Below are 12,153 nucleotides of genomic sequence, written 5' to 3' on the forward strand. Positions count from 1 at the left end.
ACCCTCAATCTGTGTACTACAGAGGGGCGGGCGCGTGAGTCTGGATAGTACAGCCCTGGCCGACCTGGCGGTACAAATACGCCTGTGGGGCAAGGAGCTGGGTTTTGCCGAGCTGCGCATAGGTGATGTCGATCTGTCGCATATAGAAGGCAGCTTCCAGGCTTGGCTGGATGCCGGTTACCACGGCGAAATGGCTTATATGGCCAGCCACGGCAGCAAGCGCACCCGCCCGGCAGAGCTGGTGCCGGGCACGGTCAGGGTGATTTCTGCGCGCATGAACTATTTGCCCAAGACTGAAAGCTGGCGAGCTGAAGAGCAGGGGCAGGCGGCAGACAAGGCCGTGATCTCCCTGTATGCCCGTGGCCGCGACTACCACAAAGTCTTGCGCACCCGCCTGCAGCAACTGGCTGAACGCATAGAAAAAGCCATAGGCCCCTTCGGTTACCGGGTCTTTACCGATTCCGCCCCTGTCATGGAAGTGGCGCTGGCAGCCAAGGCTGGCCTGGGCTGGCGTGGAAAACATAGTCTCTTACTCAGTCGCGAAGCTGGTTCGATGTTCTTTCTGGGGGAAATCCTGATTGACATCCCTTTGCCTGTCGATGAACCAGTCGGCCAGCATTGCGGCCAGTGCAGCGCCTGCATGGATGTCTGCCCGACCAAGGCCATCGTTGCGCCATACACTGTCGATGCGCGTTTGTGCGTGTCTTACCTGACCATAGAATTGCACGGCAGCATACCGGTGGAATTGCGCCCCCTGATCGGTAACCGGGTATATGGCTGTGATGATTGCCAGCTGGTCTGTCCCTGGAATAAGTTTGCCCAGGCTGCGGCTGTTGACGATTTCTCTGTTCGCAATGGCCTCGACAATGCCCGCATGGTGCATTTGTTTGCCTGGACGGAAGAACAATTCCTGCGCATGCTGGAGGGGAGCCCGATACGGCGCATAGGGCATGAGCGGTGGTTGCGGAATATTGCGGTTGGGCTGGGGAATGCGGCAACTGCTATGCGTGGCGATGCTGAAATCGTGGCGGCATTGCAGTCTCGCTTAGCACATCCTTCTGAGATGGTGAGGGAGCATGTGGTTTGGGCTCTTGGGCAGCACGGAGTTGCAGTGTGATGAAATTAAAATTAATTCCCATTCTTTGCTTGGCGTTGTTAGCAACTACCTGCGGCTATTCAGAGCCAGCTTATAACAAACCTGGGTATACACCAGTTAACAGAATGGTGGCAATTCCATCTGAAGTGATGAAGACCCTTGTCGATTTATGTCAACAGTGCTCTTTCGCGGATATTGGCGAAGATTACGAACAAACGGATTTTAGAAGAGATGCAACGCTGCCCTTGCGTGGGATTAGTTGGGCAGGATATTCTGGTTCAAAATGGACGATACGGTATGGTCATGGTGGTCGTGGATTTCATCATCACGAACTGACTTTTGAGACACTACCTTCGGTCCGAATTGTGGCGATTGAGGATAATGAGTGTAACTTATCTGACTTGAAGGATTGTTGTTTTTAATTACCGCACCAAACTCAACCACACCGGTAAAGTCAGCACCGACAACACCGTACTGGCAGAAATCAGAAATGCTACAAAAGGCCCGTTACCACCCATGCGCGCTGCCAGCACATAGGCACTGGAAGCAGTAGGCAGGGCACAGAAGACGACGGCGATCTGCAATTGCAGGGGCGGCAATTCCAGCCAGCGACCGAGAAATAATGCAATCACTGGCAGGGCCAGCAGCTTTACCGATAAAAAGTAGGTGGCAATGCCCTTGGCTTCGCGCAGGCCGGACAGGCGCATGCCCGCACCTACTGCCAGCAAGCCCAGTGCGATGGATGCATTACCTAATCGCGACAGGGTGGCGGCAATGCCTTCTGGCATGGGTATTTCAAGTACGCTGAACACGACACCACTGGCAGTACCGACGACCAGCGGGTTGCTGGCGATTTCTTTCATGAGTCTGCCGCTATTATGAGCCAGGGCATACACTGCACCCATATTGCAAAGCGGGACGAGAAAACCTATCAGCAAGGCCATCAAGGCCGTGCCTTCTTCGCCAGCCAGGCGCGAAGCTATCGCCAATGCAATATAGGAATTAAAGCGAAATGCGGTTTGCACGCCGGATTCAAATATCCTTGGCGCGGTCTTGAACATGAACTTCGCCAGCCAGCCCAGCAGCATGCCGCAGGCAGTGGTGATGACGGCGACTTGCAGCAAATGCCCAGTCGCATGGAAGTCAAAACGGGTGCGTGAAGTAGTGTAAAACAGTAGTGCCGGGAACATGATGAAGTAGACGATTTTCTCGACACCTGCCCAGAAATGCCCGCCCCAGTGCGCATGACGCGCCAGCAGAAAACCCAGGAGTATCAGGCTGAAGTCGGGGAAGAGCAGGGTGAAAATCGACATCGTTTTTTTCGACTTATTTCAACTTATTTCAACAGTCCCGCCAGTTCTACCGCAGTCTTGACCTGCATCTTGTCAAAGATATGGGCGCGATGTACTTCCACCGTACGCATGCTGATACCCAACTGGTCGGCAATGACCTTGTTCATCTTGCCCAGCAGGATCAGGTCCAGCACTTCTCTTTCGCGGGCAGACAGACTGGCCAAGCGATCATGCACCAGTGCCGCAGAACCAGCCTGACGCGATACGGCCAGGGCTTCCTGCACCCTGTCCATGAGTTTGTTGTCATTGAAGGGCTTTTCAAAAAAGTCAAAGGCACCCCGCTTGAGGGTATCCACCGCCATAGGCACATCACCATGGCCAGTCAGGAATATCACTGGCAAACGCTTGGTCAGTTGTCGTGCTGCCAGCATTTCAAACAGGTTGATGCCAGTCAGGCCGGGCATACGCACGTCCAGCAAGATGCAATCGCCCTGGCTGTCAAACATCAGGGGTTTGTCGAGGGCGACCAGGAATTTTTCTGCGCTTTCATAGCTATGTGCTGCAATCTGCCTGGACCTGGCCAGCCAGGATAAAGAGTCGCGTATGACTTCTTCATCATCAATAATATGTAACATGTAATCTCCCGTATTTTGTGTGGCGCATTATGTGGCTTACTTAGCTTGCTGCGCTCGGATAGTCTTGTATAGGTAAAGCGAATTGGAAAATAGTACCACCGGCAGGATTTTCATGATGTGAGAGCTTGCCGCCGTGGAATTCTATGGCAGTACGGCAGATATTCAAACCCATGCCCATGCCCGCAGATTTGGTGGTGAAAAAAGGTGAGAACAGCTTCTCGGCGACTTCTGCCGGTATGCCATGGCCCCTGTCCTTCACGCTGACGATGATATGCTGGTTGTCGTCGTCCAGCACTGCCTCTACCCGCAGTATGCGTTTTTCTGGCGTGGTGGTTTGCATGGCTTCTATGCCATTCCTGGTCAGGTTCAGCAATACTTGTTCCAGCAGGACGCGGTCTGCCAGTACCAGTGGCAGTTTCGGTCTGATCTTCCATTGCAGGGCGACATGGCTGGCCTGAGCCTGCAATTCCACCAGAGGCATGGCGCTTTGTATGAGGTCAGCAATCTGCAGTGGCTCGCGGGCGGCTTCGCGTTTTTTCACGAATTCATGCACGCTGCGTATGATCTGGCCAGCGCGCTGGGCCTGGGCATTGACTTTTTCCAGGGCGCTCTGGAACAGGCTGCGGTCTATCACGCCCGCCTGCAAAAGATTGACTGCGCCCGTGGTATAGCTGGAAATGGCTGCCAGTGGCTGGTTCAGTTCATGTGCCAGCATGGAGGCAATTTCACCCATGGTGGCCAGCTTGGCGCTGGTATGCAGTTTTTCTTCCTGTTGCCGCGTCAGTTCCTGCGCGCGCCTGAGTTCTGAGATATCAAGGATGGAGCTCATCCAGCCAGTTTGCTTGCCTTGTTCATCTATCAGGGCTGATTCATAAATCAGTACAGGGATGCGCTCGCCGCTGGCATGCTGGTAGATCGTTTCAAAGCCTTCGGATGGCACCGAGCCTGCCAGCAACTGGGTAAAGCGTTGCTGGTATTCTTCTATGGCCTCGGGTGCCCAGTAAGGCATGGGAGGGATACGCCCTATGATTTGCTCTGCCGGGAAGCCCACCATGCGGCAAAATGCCGGGTTGACATAGGTCAGGCGGCCCGTCATGTCACGTGCCCGCAAACCTGTCACCAGAGAGTTTTCCATCGCGGTGCGGAAAGTGACCTGCTGGCGCAAGGCACCTTCTGCTGCCAGCCGGCGGTTGATGTCGCGCCACAGGGCCAGCAAGCTCCAGATCAAGCCTATCGACAACAGGATGACAGACAATACCAGCAAGTTGGACAGCAGCTTGGGCTCAGTCTTGATGCTATTGGTACGCAATACCAGGGTCAGGCTGGGTAGTTCCAGGGCGCGGTTATGGGTGTAGACGTTTTTGCCGCTACCACCGGCACTGCGCTCGGCCAGGATACGGTCATCGATATCGGTGATGGTGATTTGATTATCCTGGGCAAACCACCAGGGCACCAGCTCTTCCAGCAGGGCGTTCATGCGGTAGCTGACCATCATGCTACCTATCCTGCGTTCATCCCTGATCAGGGGGATCTGGCAATGCATCAGGTAGGCATTCTTGGCATTAATCTCCAGCACCGGCTTCAGACATACCGTCTCTTCGCTGACATCGAGTGCCCCAAATTCAAAATGGGGCAGAGGCAGGCGCTCAGCGCTGGCTTGCAGCGATTCACGGGTGTCGACCAGGACCTTGTTGCTGGCGTCATACCAGGCGATGCGCTGGATTTCACGGTTATTCTTGAGGATAGTGCTGAAGCGCTCAAGCACGGCTTCTTTTTTGAGCTTGGCAGATTTGATTTCACTGCCTATCTGGCGCAAGACTTCGTCGTTGCGGTTGAGCTGGAATTGTATGGCTTGCTCTACCCACAGTGAATCGGCGATCAGTTGTTCCTGGCGCTCATTGGCTTCCATGCGCTGCGCCTGCCACGGTAACCAGATCAGCGTGGACAAGAATAATAACAGCAGCAGGATGGGAATAATCCAGCGCCATTTTTGATTAGGCCAGGATTGGGAGCGGTGCGAGCTTTTCATCTCCCTAGTTTACTTCAGCATGAGATTTATCGACAGATTTACGACAAAACAATTAAGTCTTGTGGTTTTCCACAGTTGCAAGATAATGCTTTGGTTGAAATAATCTGTGTAATAACCCTTATAACGACTGGAGACAAAGATGAAACTGAAATCCCTGCTGTTTTCCCTGGTAGCTGCTTCTTTGGTGAGTGGTGCTGCATTTGCGCAGGCACCTATTGTCATCAAATTCAGTCATGTGGTGGCAAACGATACGCCAAAAGGCAAGGCTGCCGAACGTTTCAAAGAATTGGCCGAGAAAGCCACCAAGGGACGTGTCAAGGTGGAGCTTTACCCCAACAGCACTTTGTACAAGGACAAGGAAGAGCTGGAAGCCCTGCAACTGGGGGCCGTGCAGATGCTGGCACCATCCCTGGCAAAGTTTGGCCCGCTAGGTGTTAAAGAGTTTGAAGTCTTCGATTTGCCTTACATTTTTCCATCCAAAGACGTGTTGTACGCAGTGACCGAAGGCCCAATCGGCAAGGATTTGATGAAAAAGCTGGAGTCCAAGGGTATTACTGGTCTGGCGTTCTGGGATAATGGCTTCAAGGTCATGTCTTCCAACAAGCCCATGCACTTGCCAGCAGACATGAAAGGGCAAAAGCTGCGCATACAATCATCCAAAGTGCTGGATGCGCAAATGCGTGCCTTGAGCGCCAATCCTCAGGTACTGGCATTCTCCGAGGTGTATCAGGCATTGCAAACCGGCGTTGTTGATGGCACAGAGAACCCGCCATCCAATTTGTACACTCAAAAGATGCATGAAGTACAAAAACACGTGACAGTTACCAACCACGGTTATCTGGGATATGCAGTGATCGTCAACAAAAAATTCTGGGATGGCTTGCCAGCAGATGTTCGTGCTCAACTGGATGAAGCGATGAAGTCGTCAACCAAATACGCCAACGCCATCGCCCAGCAAGAGAATGATAATTCTCTTGAAGCAGTCAAGAAATCAGGTAAAACCACGGTTTACAACCTGACCGACAAGGAAAAAGCCGAATGGCGCAAGGCCTTGTTGCCAGTGCAAAAAGATATGGAAGGGCGCATAGGCAAGGACTTGATTGCCAATGTAAATAAAGAAGCCGTCAAACTCGGCTTCAAATAATATCCTGCCTGCCACCATGACCTGGTCGTGGTGGCATTCTCTACAGTCTGCGCGTTCGCGCATGGTTCCGGGTTGGCGTTCTGCTACTCAGTTCAGGAGCTTATATGAAATTTCTCGATCACCTTGAAGAATGGCTGATCGCCACCCTGATGGGGGCGGCCACACTAGTCATTTTTATTGCGGTAGTACATCGGTACTTGTCTGGTTTTGCCATACCGGTTGTGCAAGATTATTTGCTGACACTTAACACCAGTTGGGCGCAGGAACTGACCATCTACATGTTTGTCTGGATGGCCAAGTTTGGCGCAGCTTATGGCGTGCGTACTGGCATCCACGTTGGTGTGGACGTGTTGATCAACAAAATGAACCCGCAATGGCGCAATAAATTTGTTGTGCTGGGCTTGCTGTCTGGTGCTTTGTTTACGGGCATCGTTGGTACTCTGGGGGCAAGTTTTGTCTGGGAGATGGCACATACGGACCAAACTTCGGCCGATATGGAAATCCCTATGTGGTGGGTTTATTTGGCGATACCTTTGGGTTCTTACCTGATGTGTTTCAGGTTCCTGCAAGTTGCTTGGACATTCGTTAAAACAGGTGAATTACCCAAGCATGACCATGCTCATGTTGAAGGCCTGGAAGAAGAGGTGAAAGCATGAATGCCGCGATAATTTTTATATTGCTGTTAGCTTTGATGCTGACAGGCATGCCGATTTCAATATCGCTGGGCCTGACGGTGCTAACCTTCTTGTTCACCATGACCGAGGTGCCGATAGAGTCGGTCGCCTTGAAGTTGTTCACGGGGATAGAGAAGTTTGAAATCATGGCGATTCCTTTCTTCATCCTGGCAGGTAATTTCCTGACCCATGGCGGGGTGGCGCGGCGCATGATCAATTTTGCCGCTTCCATGGTTGGACACTGGCATGGTGGACTGGCACTTGCTGGTGTCATGGCTTGTGCATTGTTTGCTGCAGTATCTGGTTCTTCACCAGCAACGGTGGTGGCGATTGGCTCCATCATTTTGCCGGCGATGGTGAAGCAGGGTTATCCAAAAGGCTTTGGTGCTGGCGTGATTACGACGTCTGGTGCTTTGGGTATCCTGATTCCGCCATCCATTGTGATGGTTATGTATTCAGTATCCACCAATACATCCGTGGGGCAGTTATTCATGGCGGGTGTGATACCAGGCTTGCTACTGGCTTTCTTCCTGGGTCTGACAACATGGTTTTTGGCGAAGAAACATAACTATCCACGCATGCCGAAGGCAAGCTGGGCCGAGCGCTGGGCTGCTTTCCGCAAAAGTGCCTGGGGCTTGTTGTTGATCGTCATTGTTATGGGCGGAATTTATTCTGGCATGTTTACGCCGACTGAAGCTGCGGCAGTATCAGCCGTGTACGCCTTTGTCGTCGCGGTATTTGTGTACAAAGACATGACCCTCAAGAAAGTACCCAAGGTCTTGCTGGATTCTGCAGCCATGTCCGCGATGCTGTTGTACATCATCACGAATGCTGTGTTGTTCTCTTTCCTGATGACCAGTGAAAATATCCCGCAAGCCATGGCTGGCTGGATCATGGATAAGGGTTTTGGCGTGATCACTTTCCTGCTGGTGGTAAATATCCTGTTGCTGCTGGCCGGTAATGTCATGGAGCCATCATCCATCGTTCTGATCATGGCCCCTATCCTGTTCCCGGTTGCCATGAAGCTCGGCATTGACCCTGTGCACTTTGGTATCATCATGGTGGTGAACATGGAAGTAGGTATGTGTCATCCCCCAGTCGGGCTGAATTTATATGTCGCTTCTGGAATCACCAAAATGGGGATTACAGAGTTAACCGTTGCTGTTTTGCCATGGTTAATGACAATGATAGGCTTCCTGGTATTGATTACCTACGTCCCGCAGATCACGATGTGGTTGCCAAATTTGATTTATAAATGAGTTAAACAAAGTAAACTAGCGAAAGTTTAAAAGAAAATGCCGTATTTCCCACAAGGAAATACGGCATTTCTTATTTTGGCAGAATTTAAATTGGTCTTGCCTAGCACATTTTTTAGGATTATGATCAATTTTCACATATCTGCAACAGTGCACTGTTTTGTGTCATTTTTATTTTGAAAGCCAAAACTTGTCATGCTATATTCACGGCAGTTCAGATTTCTGCAAGACAAAAACAATAATAAAAAAGCACACAGGTTTAAAAGGCGGTAGTGCAAAATAACGGTAACAATACCGTACACACTGAGGAGACGCGCGTTTTTACTACAAGCTGAGTGGATGTGAAGATTTAAAAAATCGCATACACTAAACAGCCGAAAACGCGAAAGACGTTTTAAAGGCGCATCGGATGATGCGCCTTTTTTCTTTTGTCAAAAAGGAACCCATCTTGAACAAAGAACAGAAAGAATCCAGGGAAACAGGCTTTTTCTCTGCCATTGTCGAAGCGCCCTTTGGTGCCGTAGGAATACGTTGTGAAGACCAGCTGGTCAGTGAGCTGGTGTATTTACCACCGCGCTTCCAGGAAAAAGCACCCGTTGACAAAGTGGCTGAAAAAGCAGCCAGGCAGGTAGCAAGCTATTTGCTAGACCCTGACTTTCAATTCAAGCTGCCTCTGAAAGAGGCTGGTACGGCATTTCAAACCAGGGTATGGCAAGCGATTTCCTCGATACCGCGTGGCCAGGTACTGACTTATGGGCAGATTGCCAAGCACATACGCTCCGCCCCTCGTGCAGTTGGTCAGGCTTGTGGTGCCAACTGGTATCCACTGGTTATCCCATGTCACAGGGTCACTGCCGCTGGCGGGCTGGGTGGGTTTGCCCATCATGACGATGAGACCGGCTTTCATCTCGGTGTAAAACGCTGGCTGTTGACGCATGAAAGTGTCGCCGGCTTCACCCAGGAAGCATTGTGGAAGTAAAGCCGCTACCCGTCATTTTGCCCGAACAGTTGACGGGACAAATTGACCAGTTTTGTGACGCTCTTTGGCTGGAAGATGGTCTGGCAAAAAATACCATAGAAGCGTATCGCCGCGACATGCGCCTGTTTGCCGAATATCTGCACAAAGAGCAGGGCAAGCATTTGTACCAGGTTAGCCAGGCGGATATCAGCAATTATATTGCGGCAAAACACGAGACTTCCAAAGCTAGCTCAGCCAACCGGCGCATGAGTGTGCTCAAGCGTTTTTACCTGCTGGCATTTCGCCAGAACCTGGTCAGCCAGAATCCCTGCAGCAAATTGCGCTCAGCCAGGCAGGGGCAGCGTTTGCCCAAGACCCTCAGTGAATCGCAAGTAGTGGCCCTGTTGCAGGCACCTGATGAGACCAATCCCCATGGCTTGCGTGACAAGACCATGCTGGAATTATTGTATGCATGTGGTTTGCGTGTCAGCGAGCTGGTTGGCTTGCGTTCTATAGAAGTAGGCTTGAACGAAGGCGTCTTGCGCATTACCGGCAAGGGCGACAAAACCAGGCTGGTGCCCTTTGGTGAAGTGGCACGGGTCTGGTTGGAACGCTATCTGCGCGAGGGCAGACCAGCTATCCTGAACGGCCAGATCGATGATGCCTTGTTTGTCACTGCACGTGGCGGCGCTATGACCCGGCAAATGTTCTGGATACTCATCAAGAAATATGCATTGCAGGCAAATATTGCCACGCATTTATCGCCACATACCCTGCGCCATGCGTTTGCCACCCATCTATTAAATCACGGTGCTGATTTGCGGGTAGTGCAATTGTTGCTGGGCCATGCTGATATTTCAACGACACAAATTTATACGCATGTGGCGCGTGAACGCTTGAAGAAACTGCATGCAGAACATCATCCGCGTGGCTGAATTGTCTTTGCCGTAGTCAAAAAAAATCCACGCAAAAGCGTGGATTTTTCATTGCAGCATCAGCATTTATTTAACAGCGGTATTCTCATCCAGGAATTTTTCTACCCTGGTCCAGAAGTCGACGTTGTTTCTCAGCAGACGCCAGCCATGGCCTTCTTCCTTGTAAGTGATCCATTCAATTTTGGCATTTGCAGGCGCTGCCTTTTTGAATTTTTCACCATGTATCAGAGGCACGCGTCTGTCAGCAATACCATAGGCAAGTATCAAAGGCTTGGTCAGTCTGTGTGCTTGCTCAACAGGGGAAGTTGCTTTCAATTGTGCCGCATCTTTCTGCTGATCACCGATCAGGATAGGCATGCCATAACGTTGCCATGCGCTTCCGTCCTGGTCGCTCCAGGTAACGTCATACAGTAAATTAATATCAGATACACCTACCCAGCTAATACCGCAACGATATAGATCAGGGTCTTTGATCAAACCCATTAATACTGCGTAACCACCATAACTGGCACCAGCGATACAAACACGGTTGGCATCAGCATAGCCTTTTTCAATCGCCCATTTTGTGGCATCAGTAATGTCATCCTGCATGGCCAGGCCCCATTGCTTCCAGCCTGACTTGAAGAGGTTCTTGCCATAACCTTCGCTACCACGGAAGTCTGGCTCCAGAACTGCATAGCCACGTGAAGCCAGGAATTGTGTTTGTGGATTCCAGCCCCAATTGCCGCCACGTACATAAGGTCCACCGTGAACCATGACTACCATAGGCAGGTTTTTACCCGTACTATTGCGTGGCAATGTGAGGTAAACCGGGATTTCCAAACCGTCACGTGCCTTGATACGGAAAAAATCCTTATAGGACATTTTCTTTGAATCTACTTCCGGCAAGCTGTCACCAATTGGGGTGAATTGCTCAGCCTTGGTGTCATACAAGAATATTGATCCAGGATGAATGTCTGAGAAAGAAGTAACCAATACGACGCTACTGTCTTCGCCTTCAGCGATGGTCAGCGAATTGGACGTGTTTGGCAATTTTTCGTCGATTTTCTTTTGTATTGCCTTATATTTTTCATCAAACCACATCACGCCAGGCGCGTCAGTGTCATAGCGTATGCCTAACAGCTTGTTCTGTTTTCTATTGAAGATGAAGCGACCAGAAAAATCAAATCCCTTGGCTGAAATGACGGGTGTTGGATCTATGTTATTTTTTTCAAGATCATAACGATAGACGGACTTGGTATCTTGTCCCTGATTGGCCGTGACATAAAGCTGACCATCAGGTGCTATAAATGAAGGGAAAAAACCATCTTCTGTTCTATTGTTATACTCAATGAGCTTGCGCCATTGCTTGGTGTTCGGGTCTTTGTATTGTACGCCGCTGACATCATCCAGATTGGTCATGGCGATGCGCACTTCACCATTGATATCGCCCAGGAAGCCAGTAGAGTTAGGTGGCGTTTGTACGATTTCGTTATAGCCAGTCAGTGTATTGAGTTTGATAATGCTTATTGTCGGGTTTTGTCTTGTGCCGCTACCGTGGGCCACGAATACATCATCCGAATTCTCTACACCTGTTGTACTGAGAAAATAATGACGGGGTCCCAGGACGCGAAACTTTCCTGAATGTCCTGCAGTTTCTATCAATTGACGAAATTCCGAGCCATCTTTATTGACAGCAAACAATCCACTACCTTTATAGACCTCGCCTGCGCCCAGTTTTCTGTCGCCAATGCCAAATACCAGCCTGTTATTGTTAACCCAGGAAAAGAAGGTGACATCGCTTTTTTCATATTGCGCCACGATCTTGGGGGTACGGCTAGTCAGATCCATGATAGCCAGGTTCAATCTTTCATTCGAGCCTGCGGTGATCATCGCCAAATATTTACCATCCGGAGAAAAACGGATTTCATTGATTTGCGGATTCTTGAAAAACTTTTCTACCGGGATGCGCTCTGGTGTGTTTTGCGCATGTGCTGGCAATGTAAGACCGCTTGCAATAATTGCGCCGACTGAGATGCATCGGAACAGGGAAGTGAGCATTTGATTCATTGATGTTCCCATGAAATTAAAATGAAAATAAGAAGCACTAAAAATAAACGCCCCGAGTACGAGGCGTTTATTCATGTCATTATAT

Annotated in this window: 11 protein-coding genes; 7 read left to right on the forward strand and 4 right to left on the reverse strand. The window is 50.4% G+C overall.

Annotated elements, in window-relative coordinates:
- Positions 1-34: 34 nt before the first annotated feature.
- Together queG and DFR42_RS13970 are read left to right on the forward strand one after the other, a co-directional pair.
- Positions 35-1,117, forward strand: a complete 1,083-nt coding sequence (gene queG / locus DFR42_RS13965; protein WP_110255625.1) for a tRNA epoxyqueuosine(34) reductase QueG — start codon at positions 35-37, stop codon at positions 1,115-1,117.
- Positions 1,117-1,518: a hypothetical protein gene (locus DFR42_RS13970; protein WP_110255626.1), complete on the forward strand. Its 402-nt coding sequence runs from the start codon at positions 1,117-1,119 to the stop codon at positions 1,516-1,518. Before queG ends, DFR42_RS13970 begins: the two co-directional genes overlap by 1 nt.
- On the opposite strand, the gene DFR42_RS13975 is transcribed toward DFR42_RS13970, so the two are convergent.
- From DFR42_RS13975 to DFR42_RS13985, 3 genes are read right to left on the reverse strand one after another with little or no spacing between them, the layout of a single operon-like run.
- On the reverse strand, positions 1,519-2,409 hold the full coding sequence (locus tag DFR42_RS13975; RefSeq protein ID WP_110255627.1) for an AEC family transporter: 891 nt from the start codon (positions 2,407-2,409) through the stop codon (positions 1,519-1,521).
- A gap of 23 nt (positions 2,410-2,432) precedes the next feature.
- The gene (locus DFR42_RS13980) at positions 2,433-3,023 is read right to left on the reverse strand and encodes a response regulator transcription factor (protein ID WP_110255628.1); all 591 of its coding nucleotides are present in this window, start codon (positions 3,021-3,023) and stop codon (positions 2,433-2,435) included.
- A gap of 40 nt (positions 3,024-3,063) precedes the next feature.
- Positions 3,064-5,052: a sensor histidine kinase gene (locus DFR42_RS13985; RefSeq protein WP_110255629.1), complete on the reverse strand. Its 1,989-nt coding sequence runs from the start codon at positions 5,050-5,052 to the stop codon at positions 3,064-3,066.
- A gap of 139 nt (positions 5,053-5,191) precedes the next feature.
- Here DFR42_RS13985 and DFR42_RS13990 point away from each other — a divergent pair, with 139 nt between their 5' ends.
- The 5 genes from DFR42_RS13990 to xerD all read left to right on the forward strand — a co-directional run bounded on the left by DFR42_RS13990 (position 5,192) and on the right by xerD (position 10,019).
- A complete protein-coding gene (locus DFR42_RS13990) occupies positions 5,192-6,196 on the forward strand; it encodes a TRAP transporter substrate-binding protein (protein WP_110255630.1) in 1,005 nt (334 codons plus the stop codon).
- 104 nt (positions 6,197-6,300) lie between these two features.
- Positions 6,301-6,852, forward strand: coding sequence for a TRAP transporter small permease (locus DFR42_RS13995; RefSeq protein WP_110255631.1), 552 nt, complete (start codon positions 6,301-6,303; stop codon positions 6,850-6,852).
- Positions 6,849-8,129: a TRAP transporter large permease gene (locus tag DFR42_RS14000; protein ID WP_110255632.1), complete on the forward strand. Its 1,281-nt coding sequence runs from the start codon at positions 6,849-6,851 to the stop codon at positions 8,127-8,129. The genes DFR42_RS13995 and DFR42_RS14000 overlap by 4 nt, the downstream gene beginning before the upstream one ends.
- Positions 8,130-8,574: 445 nt before the next feature.
- On the forward strand, positions 8,575-9,105 hold the full coding sequence (locus DFR42_RS14005) for a methylated-DNA--[protein]-cysteine S-methyltransferase (protein ID WP_245936967.1): 531 nt from the start codon (positions 8,575-8,577) through the stop codon (positions 9,103-9,105).
- Positions 9,096-10,019, forward strand: a complete 924-nt coding sequence (xerD, locus tag DFR42_RS14010; protein WP_110255633.1) for a site-specific tyrosine recombinase XerD — start codon at positions 9,096-9,098, stop codon at positions 10,017-10,019. Before DFR42_RS14005 ends, xerD begins: the two co-directional genes overlap by 10 nt.
- Positions 10,020-10,085: 66 nt before the next feature.
- Here the strand turns inward: xerD and DFR42_RS14015 are convergent, their stop codons facing one another.
- Positions 10,086-12,068, reverse strand: a complete 1,983-nt coding sequence (locus tag DFR42_RS14015; RefSeq protein WP_245936968.1) for a S9 family peptidase — start codon at positions 12,066-12,068, stop codon at positions 10,086-10,088.
- Positions 12,069-12,153: the final 85 nt, after the last annotated feature.

This window comes from Undibacterium pigrum (assembly GCF_003201815.1).
In the GTDB taxonomy this organism is placed as follows: domain Bacteria; phylum Pseudomonadota; class Gammaproteobacteria; order Burkholderiales; family Burkholderiaceae_D; genus Undibacterium; species Undibacterium pigrum.